A 22,176-nucleotide genomic window follows, 5' to 3' on the forward strand; every position below is an offset into this window, starting at 1 on the left:
CACTCCCTCTTTCTATGCCAAAAAGCCGAGTTCTTTCGAAATGCGATGTGCTGTTTCTTTCACCTTCGCAACAAAATATGAAATGTTACTTTCGCTATACTCAATTGCTAATCCCGAAATACTAATACCTGCTACAACCGCTCCATCACTTGCAAAAATGGGAGCTGCTATAGCGGCTGTATGATTTTCTAACTCAGAGTAGCTAATCGTGTGTCCTTCCTTTTTCGCCATTTGTAACACTTCTAGCAATTGCTCCTTATCCACAATTGTTCCATCCGCAAACTGTTTTAAATCCGTTTCCTCTATGTATTTTCTTTTCTCTTCCTCAGAGAAATACGATAGTAAAATTCTCGGACATGCACCCGCATAAAGTGGAGCTCTTCTACCAACCGCTGTATACACGCGTACAGGCTGAGCCCCTTCCATCTTTTCCACATAAATCGCATCATTACCATCTTGAATAATTAAATTAACTGCCTGCCCTAAATTATCTCTAAGCTCTTTCATATAAGGAATCGCAATATTTCTTACTGATAATCTTTGTGAAACAAGTTGTCCAAATCGTAAAAAAACGACTCCGAGACGATATTTCCCCTTCTCGTTTTTTTGTAAAAACTCCATTTCTTCTAACGAGCCAATTAAACGATAAACAGATGTTTTCGGCATACTCGTAAGCTGAACCATCTCTGTTAAACTTAGCTCTTCATGCTCATAAAACAACTCTAAAATATCCATTGTCTTAACTGCCGTTTTATTTATACTCATTCTATCTCCCTCTTGTTCCGAATTTCGGAACTTTAATTCCGTATTTCGAAACAAATGTATAATTTAAAATTATAAAATATTCTTTCAATTCTATCAATATTTTTTTCAAGCTCATAATCCGATATATTTGTCAGTAACTTAAAAAACGTAAATAAAAAGTACGGAAGTTTAGATTTAAAATGAAATTTGATCACCTTTCATTCATAACACTAATATAAAAGAATATATAAAGAGCATGTATTGATTAATACATGCTCTTCTCCTAGTTATTCAAAATATTCTTTTTTAACATGATTGATTGTTCCTTCTTACAACTAACAAATCTATTAGTTACATATTACTTATTTTTCAAAATCGTTCTTTTAGCTTTTTTAATAATTCTACTAGTTGATTTTATATCAGTATCCTTTTCCCATTCTTCACACAGGTTCAATACCCAATCTGGTTTCGTTTTACTTGCATCATTTAACCAGTTCCCAACCGAATCTTGTACATATTTTGATGGATCTGATTTAAGTAAATTAAGAATGGGAAGTGCTTTTTCAGGTTCTTGTTTTAATACTTCAATATGTTTACTCCATACACCTCGAGGACGAATAGATTCTACAGAGAACCTACGAATATTCTCATCCTCACTTTTTGCCCATTCTACTAACAATTCCACACTTTCTTCTATATTTTGTGAAAGATCTTCTCTAATAGACATCCAAGCAATTTCTCGAACACCAAAATGATGATCCGCCGCAAAAGGTCGAATGTACGTTAATGTATCTTTTAATGTGCTATTTGATTTTTTATTCATAAACGCTGCCCAACATCGTACACTATCTGAAATATGATCAGATAATTTTAACAGTATGTCTTCCTTCTTTCCTTCATACTCTTTGAGTATAATTTCATCCAATAAAGTTCCTGTTATTCGTATGGCTTTCATTCCTGTTTCAACGTTCTGTTTTTCTAATTCAGCTACTATACATTCCAAACTTTTCTTGAGTCCTATTGAAGGTAAGACATTTTTAAGTAGTTCAATATGATTTATTGCTAGCCATTCTGTTAGATTTACACTTTCTACTTTCCCTTGCTGTAGTAATTGTAAGACCTCTTTAGGAATTTCGTTTACTTTCCTGGCTCCTTTCCTGTTTAAGATAACTTCTGTTTCTTTCATTATCATTTAAATTCCCTCCTTGCAATACTATCTTCAAATAAACAGAGGCCATTTTGAAAAATAATAATCAAAATGACCTCTGTCTTTCTTAAATGAACATTCAGTTTTATAAAAAATGTAATTTAAATCCACCGGAAGAATATTTCTCCCATATATGCTTTATAACGCTCTTACTTGTTTCAATGGCCAGAAAACAGCTTGTCCTTTTCCGACAATCTCATCTTCTGAAATAAATCCGAACATACGACCGTCTTTTGAAACTTCACGGTTATCTCCTAAAACAAACACTTGGCCCTCTGGCACTTTCGTTTTTCCTGTGATTTGTTCTAACGTAAAGTCTGGAGTTAATACACGGCCTGCCGCTTTTTCTTTAAACTCTTTTAAATATGGTTCTTCCATCGCTTTTCCATTTACATATAAAACATCGTTTTTATACTCAACTGTATCGCCTGGTACACCAATTACTCGTTTTACTAAATCGTATCCTTCTTTACCGTGGAACACGATAATGTCAAAGCGATCTAATCCACTTATACTATAACCAATCTTATTCACGAGCACTCGTTCGTTATTTTCTAAAGTAGGCATCATCGATTCACCTTGTACTAATGAAGGTGTAAATAAAACACCGCGAATAATAGCAATTAATACAAGAGTAAATCCTATCGTTTTAGCCCATGAGAATAATTCTTTCTTCGTATTTTCCTTCATCGTTTCTCCTCTTTCTTACGTGTTTATTGTATGATTTGAACTAATTCTTGTACTAAATTAAGATCAATTTCAGAAAAACATGATTTCCCTTCTCTTACCGCTGTGCCGACATGCGCTTGCGTAATTCCAGTTTCATCTAACAATCGCTTTATATTTTCTTTCGTCACGCCAGCTCCAACTACAAGCTGAATTTGGCCATCGCTTACCTTTTGCATTTCTGCAAGTACCGGAATATTATCTACTATATTTCCTTGTCCACCTGAAGTTAAAACGTGAGTCACTTTATGAAACTTCTTTAAAGTTTTCATCGCTTCTACTGGATTTTCTATGTCATCTATCGCACGGTGGTACGTTACATTTATTCCCTCTACAACAGATAGTAAATTCGCTAATTTCTCTTCATCCACTTCATTTTGTTCGTTTAATACGCCTAACACAACACCAGCTACACCTAACTTCTGCGCAATGATAATATCTTCCTTCATCATTTCAATTTCTTCTTCTGTATATATAAAAGACTTCGCATGCGGACGAATCATCACGTGAATCGGTATTTGTACTGCTTCTACCGCTTTTTTTATAAATGCATAACTCGGCGTTAAACCGCCTTCTGTATAAGATGTAATTAATTCAATTCGCTTCCCGCCAGCTCGTTCAATTCGTTTCACATCTTCTAAACATGTTGCAATAACCTCTAGCATGAGATAACCTCTTTTCGTGCTTTTTTCTTATTATAACATTAGTAAAAATAAGAAACCTAGCTTTCTCCTATAAAACTGTAAAAAGAAGAATGAAAAGAAAGATTTTTTCAATCGATGACGTTCATTGGTGATTTTATATTCTACAAAAAAAAGAGTAATCCCCTAGCACTTCTGACTGGGTATCACTCCTTTTTATTTTAGTTATTTTTCTTAGTCACTCCATTATAATAGTGGCTAAATGCTTCTACTAATGCGTCAACTGACGCATACAATTCTTCTGGTGTATTATCTACCCCTCCCATTTCAATAAGTAATGCATTGGGAGAAAGATCTTGATTATATACTCCGTTCCCACTTTTACGATCTTTAATAAAAATCCCTCGGCTTAAACCGTAATACTTCTCGTCTAAATATGAATTAATTGCCGTTACTATTTTTTTATTTTTTTCAAAGTTAGGATTCTCTCGCCCTAAAATAAAATAGAGCCGAGCATAATTCTTTCCGTTAATATTTTTTGTTGTAATATTTTTTCGTGCATCATCTCTATGAAGGTCCATCGGAAACATAATATTTTTATCTTGTGCCAATTTATCTTGTAATATTTGACGGGACCCTTTATAAGATTGGGCCCAATTTAAATTTTTATTTCGTAGAAAATCCCTCATATTTGTCGTATCATGTGAAACACCTATACCTTTTTCTTCTAGCTTTTGTTTTAAATAGTTTCCAACAAACGTAATATTCACTTCATTATTTGTACTGGAAGCATCATCGGGTATAGTAGCACCTGGAATGAGAGGAATAAACGCTTCCCAACTATGTGTATGATAAATAAAAACTTTATTTTCACCGTTATTTTGTGTATTTGAATTTTCACCAGTAGAATTGTTTTCTTTCCCACTCTTTGGGTGTTCAATAGCAGTACCTTTATCTTTAATATTATCTAAAGGAATACTGGATTCTTCCGGAATGTTCGTATAATCTGTCCCTTCCCCAGCAATTAATATTTCCGAATAAAATTGATTCATATTAGGAAGTTCTCGAGTTAATAAACTTCGAAGATCATTTACATTAATGTTTGTAGAAAGTGACAGTAAAAAAGATTCCAAAGACGCTCGTCCTTTTTCTTTATGAAATTCTTCTGCAAAATAACGATTTTCACTTCCTATCATGTACATAAGACCTTTAGTAGAATTCGTTCCTAATAACTGATTCATATAAAATGATTTAAATACGCTGGAATTACTAGAAATGAAGAATGAAGTGAGGATACATATAATAGTGAATAAAATACATATCACTACATATCTTACATTTAATACTTTCAGTTTAATTTTATTCATTTTATATCTCCCTTCATTTACTATATTCTTACGCATAATTTTTAAGTAATATGATTACTAATTTAATAGAATTGCCTCAACTACTATGTTTTCATTTAACCTCTTTCCGTAAGGCAAATGAGGTTAAAGTTGCCGTGCGCAAATATTATCAAAGATTTTAAAAGAAATTAAATAACCTGAGTCTATATAAATATAGAACTCAGGTTATTTCATACTGTTTACTCGACAGGAGGCACTGCATTTTGATGGACTTTTTTATCTTCCATGTCAATGCCTAATTGGTCTTTCAATAACTTCATACCTTTTTTTGTAAGATGGACAGCCCGATTTTTATCCGTTTTTGTAATCCATTCCTGTTCAAAAAATAGTTTTGCTATTGCAGATCCTAACCAACCAGAAATATGGTAGCGTCGTTCACTCCAATCAAGACAAGGTTTTGCAAATATCCTTCTCTTTATATTTGCCGTTTCAATATTTATCCCAAAATTCAGAAACCATTGTTTACCTTGTTCCGTTACAATGTATTCTCCTTCCTTTAAAATTATAAATTCCCTATGTAGTAATTTTTCAGTTATCTCTACACCGAGTCTGCCTGCAAGATGATCATAACAAGTTCGAGCATAACGAATTCGTTTTAGTTGATCCGATTGTTTTAAAGAACGAACTTGGACTGTTGGTGCAATTGTTCCTAACTTTTCAAGAACTTCTGCTACCTCTTGATTAGCAAGTCGATAATAACGATGTCTACCATGTTGTTCAACTGTAAGTAGATTCCCCTCTACTAATTTAGAAAGGTGAGAACTAATCGTTGGATGTGACACTTTTGCCTTATAAGCCAATTCGCTAGCAGGTAGTGCCTGATTGTTCATTAAACAATCTAAGATAATCGCTCTTGTAGGTTCAGCAATTAGTTTAGCTATATATGAGATATTCGGATATACATTCATATTTCGATGATACCCTAACTGTTAAATTGATACAATTATTTTAAGCTTAATAGTAAAGGAGAATGTATTATGAATGCAATTGATCTTAGTATATTAAATTTGAAAGAAACGAGAAGGCGCTCAGAAAAATTATGGAATTCTCTTCCTGATAATTTTCTTAATTGGAAGCCTGATCATGAGGCTATGTCCTTTGGTGAGATGATTCGTCATGTTTGTACCTCAACTTTTTACTATCATATGATTTTAAAAAACAACGGCTCAATACATGACATACATATCCCGTATGATAACGAGCCAATTACTTGTGTAAAAAAAGAAATTGAATTGGCACAACTATACTTTACTGACTTCATAGAATACGTTCAATCCATAAGCATCGCTGAGCTAGATTCACGCCTTATTGATCGAAGTGATGTTGGCTATGAAAGATATTTAGGCGACATGCTATTACGAATTGCCTATCATGATGCGGTCCATGCAGGTCAATTTTTACAATATTTACGAATGGTAAACTTGGAAAGACCTTTAATTTGGGATTAGATATGACAAATGTTTACAACGCTTCATTTTAAACTAGTATATTAAACACATAAAAAGCACGTGTTTGATTACTACTCAAACACGTGCTTTCAAAACAACTATATTACTCACAAACAATAAAATGCAAGTTTAAAATTACTACGACCGAAACGCCGCATCCGCTAATATAGACAGTGTTGCATCATCCATCGGCGGATTGTGCAATCCTGCTCTGACGTTTAAATAGTAGCGATGAAGTGGATTTTTTTCTGATAAACTTTTTGCTCCTACGATGCGCATTGCTTTATCTACAATTGATATTGCCGCATTCGTTACGGCATATTTCACTGCTGCTAATTCGGCTTGCAATGATAGTTTATCCTCTGCCTCATCGTACTTTTTCGCAATTTGATATAAAAAGACGCGAGCTTGCATAAGCTCAAGTTCTAATTCTCCAACTAATCTTCTAACATTCGGCAATAAACTAATAGAATGATTTAAACTATTTGGCTTGTATGATCCCGCAAACTGAACTGCATAATTTCTTGCTGCTTGTGCAATTCCTAAATAACATGCTGGTATATGTAGCAACCAGCCAATACCCTTTTGTTTTACTTTCCCGCCCAATACATTCGTAAAAAAGCGACTTTCTATCTCTACATTTTGTAAGACAAGGTCGTGACTTGCAGTCCCTCGCATCGCAACGCTATCCCACGTTTCTTCAATGGATACACCGAGCGTATTTCTTGGAATGACAAACTCACCAACTTCTTCTCGGCCTTCCATACTTGCTGAAATAATAAAATAATCAAGTATTGGCGCCATCGTTGTAAAAGTTTTTCTTCCATTTATAATCCACTTCTCGCCTTGTTGAACCGCTATCGTTTCTGGTTTACCGCCACGCGTCGGACTCCCTGTTTTTGGCTCGGTTGCTGCCCGGTTAAAGAGTGCACCTTTACGCACTTCTTCGCAAAACCATTTGAACATCTCATCATTCCAAGAGCGATTTTCCGCTAACTCTTTCACAATACCAAGATGCCAGCCAATCGATAATGCAGTAGCTCCGCAGCCTTCTGCAATTTTTTCTTGAAATAAAACGAAGTCATATAAAGAAATCGCACTACCATCAAATTCTTTCGGTAACGTTAATTTCGTATATCCGATATCTTTCAAATCACTTATATTTTCATACGGAAATGATCCTAATTCACTTAGTTGATGCTCCCTTTCCATGAACTTTGGAATCAATTTATTTATTTGTGCAATAATGAAGGATTGTTCTTCTGTTTCAACAAATGAGAGTGCCATACTATAATCTCCTTTATGTTCGATTCATCAACCGCTCACTTTTTCATTATGATTATATGAAGCTACCTCTCTATTGTTTCACTATTCCGATAAAAATACAATGTTTTTGACCAATAAGAAAAGTTCCTATTTTAAGATAGGTTCTTTTCTTATATTAGTCTCCCTTCAATGCCTTTAATGGCAAAGAGGTTACATATCCAATATACGAGAATAATTCTTTAAAGAAGAATGGTATTTCTGTGTCTAGCGTTTTATATGCTGATGTCGGCGTTGGTGAAGCATACGCTTCAATATTAATATGTTTTGCGATTCTCATTGCGCGTTTCATATGAAGTGGATCACTTACAATCGTGTATGTGCGTATTCCGTTCTCTAGTCCAACTTCCTTCGCATTCTTTAAGTTTTCCTCAGTGAAAAGGGATTTTGTTTCAATTAAAATATCTTCGTCTTTTACACCTTGTTTCATTGCATATACTCTTGCAGTACGCGCTTCCTCAAGTTCTGCCTCGAACTTTGTACCACCTGTAAAAATAATCTTTTTAATGTCTCCGTTCTTATATAAAGAAATCGCATGATTAATTCTTTCTTTAAATACAGGAGATGGTTTTCCGTTCCAAGAAGCTGCTCCTAGTACGATACCAGCATCCGTTTTCACGCCATCATTTGTTTTAAAACGATAACTCCAAATATCATAAGCTGCATAACTTACATATAAAATAGCAGAACAAATCATTAGTAAAAATACTTGAAAGATTCGTCTTTTCTTACTCTTCTTATTTTCTTTCATTTGTAATTGCCTCCGTACATCATCCATACTTCTATAAAAAAACATTTATATCAAATCGTTTTGTTTGAGTTTATTTAAAAGAAGGAACTTTACTTGTTATTTATGTATAAAAGGGTTTTCATTTAAAATTGAGGATTATCAATTCATTTTTATTTGCGGTTTTCATTACATGTTTTAAATTCATAAGTTTATTACCATACAACTACATTGTAACGAATTTTTTCTCAGAAGGGAACGATGAAACAAAAGGAATTAAAATAAAGTAGCATTTTGTAAGAAAAAAGGTATATTTTTCTTACATCACGAACAATATACCTTTCAAAACACGAATTATAACTTTTCTTTATACAATTCTAATTTTTCCAATAAACGAGCTTTCACAACTGGCCATTCACTTGCGATAATACTATACACAACCGCATCTCTCACATGACCACTTGGCAATTTCCTTTCATTTCTAAGCACACCCTCTTTTACTGCACCTAACCTTTCAATTGCTCGTTGTGCCTTTTCGTTTCTTGCATCCGTCTTAATTTGTACTCTCAGCATATGCAGTTTTTCAAAAGCATACTGGAGAAGCATATACTTACACTCTGTATTGATACTCGTACGTTGCACACTTGGATGATACCACGTTTGTCCTAATTCGACTGTTTTATCTTCTACTGAAATATTATATAGACGTGTACTTCCTACAATCGTATTCGTCTGTTGATCTACTACAACGAAAGGTATTTGAGTTCCCTTCCCATAACCCTGAATCGCTTTTTGAACATATTGCTGCATATCTTGCACACTATCCATTTTAGAGATTAAATACGCCCAAATATCCCGATTTCCTTCTACAATCGAAAACAAAGTTTCGACATCATCACTATCTATTAACCGTAACTTTACTCTTTCATGAATCATTTCCATTTGTAAGCCCCCTTTGTTGTTACTATATCATACGAAACAAAAACAGATTATAAGAATAAAAGAATGTAATTGATAGAATTACTTTTCGAATATACTCTTCCGTTATATGGTAGGAAGGCTCATCAATAATCGTTAATATCGCACCTCTTAAAAAGAAAATTTAGATATTTTCCAATAAATACTATATAATAATAAACGGGAGGGGATAAACATGCTAGATCAAATTACTTGGGGAACACCTGGCAGCTTATTATGCTTAGGATTCTTTTTTGCAGGACTAGGAATCTTCTTAAGAAGCATGACGTCATATTCAAAAAACAAATAAAAACATCCCAAAAACAGAAAATAGTACATTTTTACGTTTTAGGATATTTGATTTTCTTAGCTTGATAGTGATGTGGGAATACCCGCTTTTAAACAAAAGAAGCCTTCTTTTTACAGAAGGCTTCTTTTGTTATAACTTTATCTTCTAAAAATTTACAGCAACAAATAAGCAATCGGTGTAACAATAAGTAACGTTAATATCGTTCTTTGTACGTAGAGAATAATAAGTTCCGATACTTTTAGCGGAATGTCTGTTGATAGAATACAAGGAATGGAAGCTGAGAAAAACAATATGGATGATACCGAAACAACCGCAATGACAAACTTTGTCACAAGTGGTGCACTTACAACTAAAAGAGAAGGTAAAAACATTTCCGCAATACCAACAGATGCGGCTTTAGCAGCTAGTTCTGCTTCTGGTAATTGTAAAGCCCACGTAAATGGATAGAAAATATAGCTGATCCAATCAAATATTGGCGTAAATTTCGCTAAGACGATACCAATTAATCCTACTGACATAATAGATGGCAAAATTCCCATCGTCATAATAAAACCGTCTTTTAAATTCACTGCGATATTTTTCATAATACTCGGTGCAGATTTTGATACTTCTAGCGCATCTTCCCAAGCACGTTCTAACATTTTCTCTTTATAAACAGGCTCTGGGAACCCTTCTTTCGTTACATATGTATCTGGTTTTCTACTAAGTGGTGGGATTCTTACGGTGATAGCAGTTACGATGAATGTTACAACGAGAGTAGTCCAAAAATAAACATTCCATAAATGCATAATGTCTAATGTTTTTGCGATGATGATCATAAATGTTGCGGATACTGTAGAAAAACCTGTAGCGATAATAGCTGCTTCTTTTGTCGTATACTTTCCTTCTTTATATACGCGGTTCGTAATTAATAAAGCAAGTGAATAACTCCCCACAAAGGACGCAACCGCATCAATTGCTGATCGTCCTGGTGTTTTCCATAACGGTCTCATAATGGGACGGCAAAACGTACCGATAAATTCAAGTAATCCGTACCCGACTAATAACGCTAAAAAAGCCGAACCAATTGGCACGAGTAAACTTACCGATATGACTAGTTTCTCATACAAAAACGGCCCTACATCTGGTGCAAAGAACCAAGCCGGCCCTACTTTCAAACAATATAATACACCAAAAACGACGCCAACTACTTTTAAAATAGAAAAACAAATATCTACGATAGATGCATTCCACCTTTTCGTATAAAACGGATAGATTGCACCCATTATCATAACGAGTAGAGCGTAATAAGGTACTACGCTCGGAACCGAAGTCCTGATCCATGATACGATATGATCAATCATAATGGAAGAAGCACCGTTTATCGTAACTGGTACGAAAAACATAAACACCCCAACTAGACTAGCGAGTATAAACCGAAGAACGGTCCCCTTCTCACTGCCTGTCTTAATTACATTCCTTTTTAATTCAATTTCACTCAAAATTCGACACCTCCTATTATCTAAATATTCTGTATAATTATGTTAGATTCCTTCTTTCAGTTTCTAATATTTCAGCATATAAAAAAGCCTATTTTAAAATAGGCTTTTTCTACTACTTCTCATAATCATCCACAATCACTTGAATGACACGATACGATTCGTCTGCCACTATTTTATTACTAGTCTTATTCGCATCATATGTAATTAACGCTTTCCAAAGCGCCCATCCTCTTGCTCTATTCCATGTTTCTTCATCTATGCGCAATACTTCTTTAAATACGGTTCTGCTATTCTTATCAAAAAATGTCCATGCCATCGCTGCATCACAAGCCGGATCGCCTACTCCTAAAATACCAAAATCAATTACGGCACAAAGCTTTCCGTCCTTAACGAGTAAGTTTCCTGGTGCAACATCTGAACCCAAACTGGTTTACGCTCCCACGTTGACTGAAGGGCTAAATTCCAAAGATGCTTTAATACTGTTTCATCAAAAACGTCCTTATTATTTTCGATCGCACCTCTCGCCTCTTCATCATATATAGATATAAGCCCGCCTCGGTAAAAATTATGTGCTCCAGCGACCGGTCCGTTACTCGCATCAATAGCTTGCAATTCCACTAAAAATGAGCCTAAGTCCGCCGCAAATTCATTTAGGTCACGGACATTTTGTTTCGTAACAGTATCTCCTTCTATCCACTTATTAATAGACCAAGGCAACGGATACTCTTCAGTTGGATTTCCTTTCGCAACTGGTGCAGAAATCGGTAAAGAAAGCTCCTTACTTAATATAGGTAGCCACTTATTTTCCTTCTCTACTTGCGGTGCATATGCCGCTTCACTTGGCAATCTTACACTCATCTCATCTCCTAGATGAAACGTTCTATTATCATGCCCACTAAACTTTACAGGCTTCACTTCTAAATGTGCCCATTTTGGAAACTGTTCCCCTATCAACCTTTTAGCTAAATCTGTATGTATTTGAGTCATTTAATTTCTCCTTTTCTTTTGAAACTTACTAAGTCCCTCCGTACTTCCAATATAATCAAAACCATTACTCTTATAAAAGTCATTCAACGTACGATTATGTCCCACACAATCTAACTTCAAGTACTCTTTATCACATTGTACATTCTCGTCTATCCACTGTAAAAGCCACTCTCCGATTCCATTCCCCTTATACTTTCGTTTCACCGCAAATCTATGAATATATAAAGAATCAGAAACTTCCGCCTTACCAAAAATACGCTCATCCCATTCATTTTGTTTAGGAGATACTGTAACTGTACCGACAATTTCATTTTCTTTCATAACCACATATGTATATTTCTCTCTTATACATTCTAGTATTTCAGCCTTAGCTTCTCCGCCTAATAGATACTGCCACTGATCCACTTCTTTATGTTGTAGCCACTCTGCTACTTCTTTTAATAGAATGATTATGCTATCACTTTCCGCTTCAGTAGCAGTTCGAATTGTATATTCTTTAACTATGTTTCGATCCATATTGCCGTTCCCCTTTCAAAACTTAATTCTCTCTTTATTCATTTTCGTTTTATACATTATATACCAAAATTAATCACCACCACTTCAAGATTTCTATTTTACAGCTTGTATTCCACAAAGAAACCGCTCCACTACTAGTGAAACGGTCTTAATCCCCTAGGTATTCACTTCGTCTTCACAAAATAATATAAAAACCACACCGCATGATTTTGTTCATCTGCAGCTATTCTGCGCAACAACTCTTTCAAATGTGCATCCGATGTTTCATCTGAAATTTCCAAGTAAAAATCTACTGTCTTCTGTTCATCTTGTATCGCAAATTCTAATCCTTGTAAGTACGTATTTGGACATTCTTCCGTAATTTGTGGTTTTGGCTGCTGACCAGTTAAATTTGTATAGATTTGTACAAAATGATGAAAATGCTTTATTTCATCATTACGAATTTCAAGAATTTGATTTCGTTCCGCTTCATTCGGAGCCATGTTAGCTAATTTCGCATAGCAACTTATTGCACTAAATTCTCCATTAATTGCTTTCTCAATATCACGAATCAACTTATCATTTTGCCTATACCAATCATAATAATTCGAATTATACATCGTATCCCCTCCATTATTCCGCATAACATTTTATGCAATTTGAAATAGCAGGAGCATGTATATAACAGGAAAACACAAATCCGAACTCTTCTATTTCCTTTAAGCTATAAGTTAATAAAAGATAAAAACGCTTCACTCCTAGTGAAACGTTTTCATCTTTTATGCATTTACTTCCGGTTTATGTTCCTTTACTGCACTACGTTTGAATGCCGTCGATAAAATAATCATCATACTTACTACGCCAATCCAAACGAGCACTGTTACAGGTGTACTCCAGCTTAACCCTTTTCCGAAGAAGAAGATTTCTCTAAGTCCTTCAATCATAAATCGCATTGGCAACCATGCGTACACCCAGTCTTGATAAAATGGTGATAACATTTCAGGTGCTAATGATAATAACGGTGCACCGAAAAATAGTAAGAGAGCAAATACACCGATTCCCTTTAGTCCAACTATTGAAAGTACCGCCGATATCATTAAGAAGAAACTAAAGGATGTAATAGATAAGAACAACGCTGTATCCGTGAAATTCGAAATACTTAAACCTACCATGCCATCTGCGATCCATGTAAGACCAAACCCAATGACAATTGTCGCCACTGCTCCAGTTACTATTTGTTTTAGTTTTAATACGAAGCTTTCTTTTCTTGTACTTACTGGCATTTTACTTATCGCAATAAAAATAATTGCTGCGCTCGCTAAACTTGCAATCCATAACGGCTGGAATAAAGACATAGGCGAGTTACCGTTCGCGCTATTTTTGCCGGTTTCATTTACATTTTTCACTTTCTTTGCAATCGGTGTGACTACATTTGAAACCTCATCTGTTGTTACTGTAGCTCCTTTTGCTTTCAATCCTTCTAATAATTGCGTGCGAACAGTATTGTTCATATTATCAACTACAGCATTTAACATTTGTCCTGCCATAGTTGATGCCGCTGTATTCATTCCTTGATTTATGAATATTTCCACCTCTGGCGAAGATGGCTGTGGTGTTCGTAATGATGCCTGCTTTGTACTAAAGTCTTTCGGAATAACTAACGCTGCGTAATACTCTTGATTATTTAAGCCTTTTTGAACTGCTTCTTTATTTTTCACTTCTACCCACTTCACCGCAGGTTCTTCCTCTGATTTTGATGTCTTTTTCATATTATCAACAATCGTTTGCCCCATGTTCATTTTCGGTTGATTCGGAATTTCTACTCCTTGATCCTCATTTACAATTGCAATTGGCAAATTTTTCGGCTGAGGTTGAACAGTTGGAAATAATGTTAATGAAAAAATAAAAACAACAAGTAGTGCAATAACTGGTGATACATATAACAGTTTATTTTTAAACATTTTCTTTTCTCCTCCTATCATTTGATTTATAATAACCAACAACGTGTTGTTTATTTATATTTGAATTATATGTTCGAGTTGAACCTTATACAATAATCAAAAATCGTGAATGTGTCGGTTATAAGACACATCTTTGAAATGTGTTGGCTAAAATGAAGGAGGGGCATACTTTGCGTGATAGTAATTTAGATTTGCGTGTTATTCGTACGAAAACTGCCATACGAAATGCCTTGGTCGAATTAATTGAAGAAAAAGGCTTTGACGCTATTACGGTGAAAGATATTACAACGAAAGCAAACATAAATCGCGGTACTTTCTATGCGCATTATCAAGATAAATTTGATTTAATGACGAAATGCCAAGAAGAAATTATGTATGAAGTTTCTAGCATCGCCAAACAGAGATTGCCTGAAGTTATTGCTGATCTTGGTTCCAATCCTTCTCCAACAATGCCGTTTCTTCTTATCACTTCTGTTCTTGCATTTCTAAATGAAAATAGTGATTTTATGAAAGCTGTATTAAGTCCAAAAGGAGATTTATCTTTCCAAACAAAACTGAAGGACTTTATGTGGAAAACAATATTTGAAGATACGAATGGTGCTCTCATTAATAAGGAGAATTTACTTGTCCCAAGCCAATATTTAGCTTCTTATATGGCATCTGCTCATATTGGTGTTATTCAGCAATGGTTAAATAACGGGCAAAAAGAAACACCTGAGGAAATTGCTCGTATTTTATCTACAATCGCAGTTCATGGACCTTTTTATGCGGCTGGTTTAAAGAAATAAGTCCGCTATATAACAAAAGATCATCCACTATAATAGCGGATGATCTTTTATTTCATTACAACACTTCAATATACCCTTCAGTCCCATGTACCCGAATTCGTTGTCCGTCTTTTATTAATTTCGTAGCATTCTCTACCCCAACGACTGCTGGTAATCCATATTCACGTGCAATCACTGCTCCGTGCGTCATAAGTCCGCCGACTTCAGTGACTAATCCTTTTATAGATACAAATAATGGTGTCCAGCCAGGGTCAGTAAAAGCCGTAACTAATATATCTCCCTCTTCTAAATTCGCATCTTCCATGTTTAAAATAACGCGTGCCCTTCCCTCTATAACTCCTGAAGAAACAGGCAAACCTACAATCGCATCAGCTGGGAGGTTTTCTCGTTTATATTTTCCTGTAATGATTTCTCCATCAGACGTCATGATACGAGGAGGCGTTAGTCTTCTATATAATTTATAATCATTTTTTTGTTTTTGGATAAGCTCGTAATCTAGTTTATTCGTACGGACTACTTCGTGAAGTTCTTCAAAAGTTAAATAGTATATATCATCGACATCACGAATGATACCGCTCTGCACAAGTTGTTCAGCTTCTTTCAATAATGCCTGCTTATATATGAAATAACGATTAATCATACCGTATTTTGGATATTCACGGTAACCGATAAAATTACGGATATTACGAATCATTTGCTTCGTCTCTTCTACTTTTTGTTTACTATCCGGTAAGTGCTGTAATCGCTCTATTAACTCTTCTTCTTTTTTCAAAGCTTCTTGCAGTCCTTCTTCAAATTTCCGCTTACTCGCACCATATTCAAAATCTCTTATATTATTTAAAATCATCGGGATAATTGTAGTTGGCTTTTCACTCCAGCGGGTTTTCGTAATATCTATTTCTCCGCTACATCTCATTCCGTATTTATTTAGAAAAGTTAGAATCGCATCTCGGGCTTCTTCTCCACCTTTAAACTGAACTAGTTCATTTAAAAAGCTATCATCTTCTACATGTTGTAAATACGTAATAACTTCTTGATACGGCCGAATCACATCAGCGACATCCATTAATGCTAAACCCATTTCAGATGTAATATTATTTTGTACCGATTGAGAAAGCGTGTCTGCTGCATTCTTTTCTCCTAGCCATTGCTCCATTTTTTCATTTATCCATGTTGAAGCATTCATACCTGCCATAATAACAGCGATACTTTGCGGGTTAAATAATACTTTTTTTAATTGCTGAATATCTTCTAAGATAAAATCAAGTACATCCACCCCTGATTTCATTTGCATGTTTTGTTTTAACTCTTCAATTGATGCTTCACTATTCTTTATTAAATTCGTAACGATTGTCGGGGCGTTTTCGACTTCTGGTTGCGAGCTTGCAGGTGGCACACTTTTGCCAGCACTCTTCCCATTTTCATCATCTGGTAACAATGTAATAAAGTCATCTCGCTCAACTACAGTCGTTAATGCATCTCGTATAAGTGGATCAGACTTCCCTAAAGTGTTTATTAAATAATCTCTGCTAGCAGGTGAAGCTAATCTTGGTGTAGCATCCACAAACAGCCTTCCTCCGGCTTTACGCATAGGAGCATTAGTCGTTAACAGGAAAAAAGATAACCCAAGTGGTTTCATCGCATCAGTCATCATTTGTTGATGGCCAACTGATATATATACATGATTTCCCCCATCATTTTCTTCAGGAATTGGATATAAAGTCGTAATGGGGCGACTTTGGACAATATAAAATGTATTATGGGCTAAACACCATTCAATATCTTGCGGACAACCAAAATAAGCTTCAATCTGTCTTCCGATACTTGCTAGTTGTAAAATTTGTTGTTCAGACAATGTTTGAAGTTTTTGCTGAGCTGGATCAATCTGTTTCGTCTCTGTTCCGCCCTCTTTTACAGCATAAATAGCTAATTTTTTAGTCGCTATCATCGTATCTGTAATTTCGCCTTCTTTTACTTTATAATTATCGGCAGAGACCAATCCTGATACTAATGCCTCACCAAGTCCAAAACTGGCATCGATTGATAACACCTTTCGGTTAGAAGTAACCGGATCAGCCGTAAATAAAATGCCCGAAGCCTCAGGGAAAACCATTTTTTGAACGACAACACATATAGAAACTTGATTATGTTCAAAATCATTTTGCATGCGGTACATAACTGCTCGCTCTGTAAATAAAGAAGCCCAGCACTTTCTTACATGCTGCAAAATCGCTTCTTCTCCGATAATATTTAAATACGTATCTTGTTGACCAGCAAACGAAGCATACGGTAAATCTTCAGCCGTAGCACTAGAACGCACAGCATACGCATGTTCATTTCCAAAATGTGAGAGATAATGAGTTACCGCTTCCACTACATCAGAAGGGATTTCTACTAGCATAATTACTTCTCTAATCTTCTTACTCATTTCACCAATTTGAGCTCGCTCTTCCATTTTCAACTTTGTTAGTTGCTGCAACAAAGTTTGAAGCTCTTCATTTTGCTCGATAGCCTTTTCATATCCTACCGTTGTAACACAAAAACCTTCAGGTACTTGTATACCTTGAATGTTTGTTAACTCCCCTAAATTCAAACCTTTTCCACCAACTAGTGAAAGCTGCGTGTTTTCTATTTCCTGAAAATCGAGAACGAAAGAACTCATGTAACATCTCTCCTTACTATGCATGTGTTCTTGATTGTAGCAGGAGTAAATACGAATAAACAGTCTATTTCGAACTTGATTTACATGATATAATTAAGTTAGGAAGAGATATCTCCCCCACTCTAATCCACCCCAATTACATCACCAAACTTAAACATCCTTTGATTATGAAAAGCATTGGTACAAGTAATCGTCTGATTTAATGGATTTATATCAGCTACTGTTATGTAATTTTTATATAGATAGCCATTTTTATAATATGTAAATAACACCTCTTCTTCACCTAAATATGAAATTAACAGTTTATTTTCAATCCTTTCTTTTGCATCTTGCGTTAAGATTGGACGCGGGACCTTTGTTTGCTCCTGTATCATTTCTTTAATACAGACGAACTGCTCTGGCATACTAGCAAATGGTTAAATATACTACAGTGGTTTTCTTATCATTTGATTAGCTGTTATTGAAGTATATACGTTCGTATTTTAATGATGATTTGTAATTATCGATTGAATGTTTCTTACACTGATAAAAAGGCCAATACCTTTAGCGTACAGGGTATTGGCCTTTTCTATGTGAAAAATTGCTTAGCGGACGAAATTCACGTTTTGTTGAAGCTATCCCTCCAAGTAAAAATGGACAGTTTTGTTTGGAGCCGTTATATAATTTTTAAATTGATGGACATGTAATTTTAAACTAAATTATATACTCGACACTCTTCACTAAATAAATTCGTATCATATGTATGTTCTATATAAATTTGGTGCCATACCATAAAGGCTAATACTGTCCAAATTTTACGACTATGATCACCTTTATCTGTGCGATGTGCCTCCAGTAAATTTAATACATATTGTTTATCAATTAAATGTTCGGTTTTACTTTCTTTAATAATATTCAGAGCCCAGTCATACATTTCATCTTTTAACCAATGACGGATTGGCACTGGAAAACCGAGTTTCTTACGATCTAGTACATGATCTGGAACGATACCACGTACGGCTTCACGTAAAATAGCCTTTGTAGTTCTATTGGCAATTTTTAATTCTGTTGGGATTTTAGAAGCGACATCAAAGACTTCTTTATCTAGAAATGGAACACGTAATTCTAGTGAGTGAGCTGTAGACATTTTATCCGCTTTTAATAAAATATCTCCACGTAACCATGTGTACATATCAATGTATTGCATTTTACTTACATCATCATAATCCTGAATTTCATTATACAGTGGTTTGGTTACATCCTTGTAGTTAACACTTTGATTGTAAGACTTTATTAACTTCATTTTCTCTTCTTCACGGAAGATCTTTGCATTACCATAATAACGTTCTTCAATTGGTGTACATCCGCGCTCTAGAAAGCTTTTCCCTTTAAACCCTTCTTTAAGCACTCCACTTAAAGCTTTTAAAACCGTTCTCCCGGAAGTAGGAATGTATGAGAACATTTTTAAAGAGTTTGGCTCACGATAAATATTATATCCGCCAAATAGCTCGTCTGAACCTTCACCAGACAGAACAACTGTTACATGTTTACGTGCTTCTTTTGCAACAAAGTACAATGGTACTGCTGCTGGATCTGCTAATGGATCATCCATGTGCCACATGATTTTTGGGAATTCATTCATAAATTCTTGCGGTGTTACCAACACACTATAGTTTTTTACTCCTAATTTCTCAGCAGTTTCTTTCGCTACATCTATTTCGCTAAATCCACGGTGCTCAAAACCAACAGAGAATGTTAGGAGATTGGGATTTATTTCTTTTGCAATAGAAGCAATAATAGATGAGTCAATCCCGCCAGATAAGAATGCACCTACTGGAACATCACTGCGCATATGTACTTTTACTGAGTCATATAATACATCACGAATTGCTCGAATGTGTTCCTCTTTTGTTTTATCTGAAGCATTGAAATATGGTTTCCAGTAGCGATAAACCTCTAGCTCTTTTCCAATTTCTTTTATGAAATAATGACCAGGTTCAATTTTATTAATATCATTTGTTAATGTTTCTGGTTCTGGTCCGTATTGGTACGTAAAATAATGTTGGAGAGCAGTTGGATTCACACCCTTATCTTGCATTACATGTAAGATACTTTTCTTTTCAGATGCGAAGAAAGTTATATCGTTCTGTTGTGCAATGTAAAGTGGTTTAATTCCAAAATGATCGCGAGCACCAAATAATCTTTTCTCTTGACGGTCCCAAATAACAAAAGTATACATTCCACGAAGATAATTTACACATTCTTCTTTTACTTGGGCATATAAGGCAACAATAACTTCCGTATCTGACTGAGTTGAAAAACATGCTCCCTGTTTAATTAACATTTCACGTAATTCTATATAATTATAAATTTCACCATTGAACATAAGTATATAGCGCTCATTTTCATATGCTAGCGGTTGATGTCCCGCATCCAAATCAATAATACTTAACCGTCTAAACCCAAATTGAACATGCTCGTCACGAAAATATCCCTGGTCATCCGGACCACGGTGGTATAACAGATTCGTCATATTTTCAAATTGTATTTTCTCTGTTTCTGAATATCTTTTTGCAGTATTATACAAGCACCCTACATAGCCACACATTTTTTTACCTACTTTCAAATTATCTACTCTCTAAAATTTTTATAGTGTAATCCACTTTCAATAAAAGTCAAAAAATACGTTCGTCAATTAAAGCTTAACAAATATTTAATGCTTATAAATTAATATTCATCTCATAAATAAGTTCTAAGACATTTTTTTGATGATCTAAACTAATTGAAACTTTAATTAAATTATATATCTATAACAACATAGGGCAATGTTACTTTTTCTATTATAATGATAGATATGTTCTATCTCCCCTCTAATAGTTACTCGAAATTCAATCATTATTTAATTAAATTTCTTATCTGCTCTTTACTTTGTTCAGAAATAGGGAACCCTAATTTTGTAATTTCATTTGTAAGTAATTCAATAAAATTTCTAGTGCCAAACCCAATAAATTTATCTCTACGCAAGATAAGGTTAACTTTCCTACTAATTCTAGGATTTACTATAGGAATTGCTGATAAATCATTATCTACAGTAATATCAAGTAAAGTTTTAGAGACAATTGTCACTCCAAATTCATTTCTAACAAGATCAAATAACGATTCGATACTAGAGGTCTCAATAATTGGAGACAAGTTTATTTTTTGTGGTAAACATGTATAATTCAATAACTTTCTGCATTCATGACTGTCTGGGAACAAGATTAATGGTAATTTATTCAATTCTGAGAATTGTATTTCTTGTTCATTAACTAGTGAATGGTTATTTGATACCACTAAAAATAACTCTTCTGTGTATAATGGTATTTTTACAATTTTTTCATCTTCGAATACGTACTCGGAAGAATCAATTGTAACAGCAAAATTAACCTGATTCTGGTTTATTAATTCTAGTATTTCATCCGAACTTATAATTTTTACTGTTACCTCTGGATAATTTTTATGAAAATCTAATAATAAAGTGGAGACTAAGTCTGTTAGTTCGCCAGGCAAAGTGGCAATTGCAATTTTACCTCCTTTTATCTCCTTTAATTCACTGATTTGTTCTTTAACATTATCTAATGCATTAAAAATATTTTTACATTCGTTGGCTAAAATAGAACCAACGTCAGTTATGGCTATTTTCTTTCCCATGCGGTCAAATAACGGCATACCTATTTCGTCTTCAAGAGCTTTAATTTGATGGCTTAATGTAGGTTGCGTAATACCTAGCTTATCTGCTGCTTTTGTAAAATGAAGTTCTTTATAAAGTGTCATGAAATACTCTAACTGTCTTAATTCCATATAAAAATAATCTGCTACTAAAAATATAGACAAATGTATATTCTTAGAGTATTCCTGCTTCTACGTGCCCTGCCTCGCTAATCACTTGCTACTACAGTTTGCTGTGACACTCCACAGGCGTAAATTCCGATGTAGCCCACCGTACATATATACAATCTATTTATGTTAGTACTGTATATTTTTTTGCTTGTAAAAGGTTGATTGACGCGTTCAAATCTCTATCCATTACATTTCCACAATCACATGTATATACTCGGTCAGACAGCTTTAAATCCGACTTTTTTTGACCGCAACATGAACATAACTTTGACGAGGGATAGAATTTATCTACTTGACGTAGTTCAATTCCATATTCCCTACATTTAGTTGATAACCATGTTTTAAAAGCATAAAAACATTGTTGTGCTACAGCTTTAGATAGATGTTTGTTCTTCATCATACCTTTCACATTCAAATCTTCTACTGTAATAAACGTTGGCTTGGTTTTCACCACA

At 34.7% G+C, this 22,176-nt stretch carries 20 protein-coding genes and 1 pseudogene; 2 read left to right on the forward strand and 19 right to left on the reverse strand.

The window, feature by feature from the left end; translation table 11 throughout:
- Positions 1-12 precede the first annotated feature (12 nt).
- From FOT98_RS24785 to FOT98_RS24810, 6 genes are all read right to left on the reverse strand, one after another.
- A complete protein-coding gene (locus FOT98_RS24785; protein WP_063260358.1) occupies positions 13-765 on the reverse strand; it encodes an IclR family transcriptional regulator in 753 nt (250 codons plus the stop codon).
- A gap of 337 nt (positions 766-1,102) precedes the next feature.
- The gene (locus FOT98_RS24790; protein ID WP_063260359.1) at positions 1,103-1,936 is read right to left on the reverse strand and encodes a DNA alkylation repair protein; all 834 of its coding nucleotides are present in this window, start codon (positions 1,934-1,936) and stop codon (positions 1,103-1,105) included.
- A gap of 153 nt (positions 1,937-2,089) precedes the next feature.
- A complete protein-coding gene (gene lepB / locus FOT98_RS24795; protein ID WP_000662492.1) occupies positions 2,090-2,641 on the reverse strand; it encodes a signal peptidase I in 552 nt (183 codons plus the stop codon).
- 23 nt (positions 2,642-2,664) lie between these two features.
- On the reverse strand, positions 2,665-3,342 hold the full coding sequence (locus FOT98_RS24800) for a copper homeostasis protein CutC (RefSeq protein ID WP_063260360.1): 678 nt from the start codon (positions 3,340-3,342) through the stop codon (positions 2,665-2,667).
- Between the two features lie 197 nt (positions 3,343-3,539).
- Complete coding sequence (locus FOT98_RS24805; protein ID WP_063260361.1) at positions 3,540-4,685, reverse strand: stage II sporulation protein P; 1,146 nt, start codon at positions 4,683-4,685, stop codon at positions 3,540-3,542.
- Positions 4,686-4,903: 218 nt separating this feature from the next.
- Positions 4,904-5,632 (reverse strand): ArsR/SmtB family transcription factor, encoded by a 729-nt coding sequence (locus FOT98_RS24810; protein WP_063260362.1) that lies wholly within the window; start codon positions 5,630-5,632, stop codon positions 4,904-4,906.
- Between the two features lie 69 nt (positions 5,633-5,701).
- Between FOT98_RS24810 and FOT98_RS24815 the strand changes: the two genes are divergently transcribed.
- Positions 5,702-6,172, forward strand: a complete 471-nt coding sequence (locus FOT98_RS24815; RefSeq protein WP_063260363.1) for a DinB family protein — start codon at positions 5,702-5,704, stop codon at positions 6,170-6,172.
- A gap of 138 nt (positions 6,173-6,310) precedes the next feature.
- Here the strand turns inward: FOT98_RS24815 and FOT98_RS24820 are convergent, their stop codons facing one another.
- The 8 genes and pseudogenes from FOT98_RS24820 to FOT98_RS24855 form a co-directional block, all read right to left on the reverse strand.
- Entirely contained in the window at positions 6,311-7,459 is a 1,149-nt protein-coding gene (locus FOT98_RS24820; RefSeq protein ID WP_063260364.1) for an acyl-CoA dehydrogenase family protein, read from the reverse strand.
- A gap of 154 nt (positions 7,460-7,613) precedes the next feature.
- Positions 7,614-8,246 carry a YdcF family protein gene (locus FOT98_RS24825; protein ID WP_063260365.1) on the reverse strand — a complete coding sequence of 211 codons (633 nt, stop codon included), beginning with the start codon at positions 8,244-8,246 and terminating at the stop codon, positions 7,614-7,616.
- A gap of 330 nt (positions 8,247-8,576) precedes the next feature.
- The gene (locus tag FOT98_RS24830; RefSeq protein ID WP_063260366.1) at positions 8,577-9,164 is read right to left on the reverse strand and encodes a GNAT family N-acetyltransferase; all 588 of its coding nucleotides are present in this window, start codon (positions 9,162-9,164) and stop codon (positions 8,577-8,579) included.
- 477 nt (positions 9,165-9,641) lie between these two features.
- Positions 9,642-10,970, reverse strand: coding sequence for a YjiH family protein (locus FOT98_RS24835; protein ID WP_063260367.1), 1,329 nt, complete (start codon positions 10,968-10,970; stop codon positions 9,642-9,644).
- Positions 10,971-11,082: 112 nt separating this feature from the next.
- Positions 11,083-11,957 (reverse strand): annotated as a pseudogene (locus tag FOT98_RS24840) (aminoglycoside phosphotransferase family protein).
- Positions 11,958-12,473, reverse strand: a complete 516-nt coding sequence (locus FOT98_RS24845) for a GNAT family N-acetyltransferase (protein WP_063260368.1) — start codon at positions 12,471-12,473, stop codon at positions 11,958-11,960.
- Positions 12,474-12,637: 164 nt separating this feature from the next.
- Positions 12,638-13,072: a ferritin-like domain-containing protein gene (locus FOT98_RS24850; RefSeq protein ID WP_063260369.1), complete on the reverse strand. Its 435-nt coding sequence runs from the start codon at positions 13,070-13,072 to the stop codon at positions 12,638-12,640.
- Positions 13,073-13,231: 159 nt separating this feature from the next.
- Positions 13,232-14,452: a YhgE/Pip domain-containing protein gene (locus tag FOT98_RS24855; RefSeq protein ID WP_144291168.1), complete on the reverse strand. Its 1,221-nt coding sequence runs from the start codon at positions 14,450-14,452 to the stop codon at positions 13,232-13,234.
- Between the two features lie 131 nt (positions 14,453-14,583).
- On the opposite strand from FOT98_RS24855, the gene FOT98_RS24860 reads away from it, so the two are divergent.
- Complete coding sequence (locus FOT98_RS24860; RefSeq protein ID WP_063260371.1) at positions 14,584-15,201, forward strand: TetR/AcrR family transcriptional regulator; 618 nt, start codon at positions 14,584-14,586, stop codon at positions 15,199-15,201.
- 55 nt (positions 15,202-15,256) lie between these two features.
- On the opposite strand, the gene ppsA is transcribed toward FOT98_RS24860, so the two are convergent.
- The 5 genes from ppsA to FOT98_RS24890 all read right to left on the reverse strand — a co-directional run.
- Positions 15,257-17,863 (reverse strand): phosphoenolpyruvate synthase, encoded by a 2,607-nt coding sequence (gene ppsA, locus FOT98_RS24865; protein WP_063260372.1) that lies wholly within the window; start codon positions 17,861-17,863, stop codon positions 15,257-15,259.
- A 122-nt stretch (positions 17,864-17,985) separates the two neighbouring features.
- The gene (locus tag FOT98_RS24870; RefSeq protein ID WP_063260373.1) at positions 17,986-18,267 is read right to left on the reverse strand and encodes a YolD-like family protein; all 282 of its coding nucleotides are present in this window, start codon (positions 18,265-18,267) and stop codon (positions 17,986-17,988) included.
- Between the two features lie 284 nt (positions 18,268-18,551).
- Positions 18,552-20,450, reverse strand: a complete 1,899-nt coding sequence (gene asnB, locus FOT98_RS24875; RefSeq protein ID WP_144291169.1) for an asparagine synthase (glutamine-hydrolyzing) — start codon at positions 20,448-20,450, stop codon at positions 18,552-18,554.
- Positions 20,451-20,737: 287 nt separating this feature from the next.
- Positions 20,738-21,682, reverse strand: a complete 945-nt coding sequence (locus FOT98_RS24880; RefSeq protein WP_063260374.1) for a LysR family transcriptional regulator — start codon at positions 21,680-21,682, stop codon at positions 20,738-20,740.
- Between the two features lie 160 nt (positions 21,683-21,842).
- Positions 21,843-22,176 (reverse strand): RNA-guided endonuclease InsQ/TnpB family protein (locus FOT98_RS24890; RefSeq protein ID WP_144291167.1); only part of this gene is annotated, 334 nt, incomplete at its 5' end.

This window comes from Bacillus sp. HY001 (assembly GCF_007558965.1).
Classification (GTDB): Bacteria; Bacillota; Bacilli; order Bacillales; family Bacillaceae_G; genus Bacillus_A; species Bacillus_A mobilis.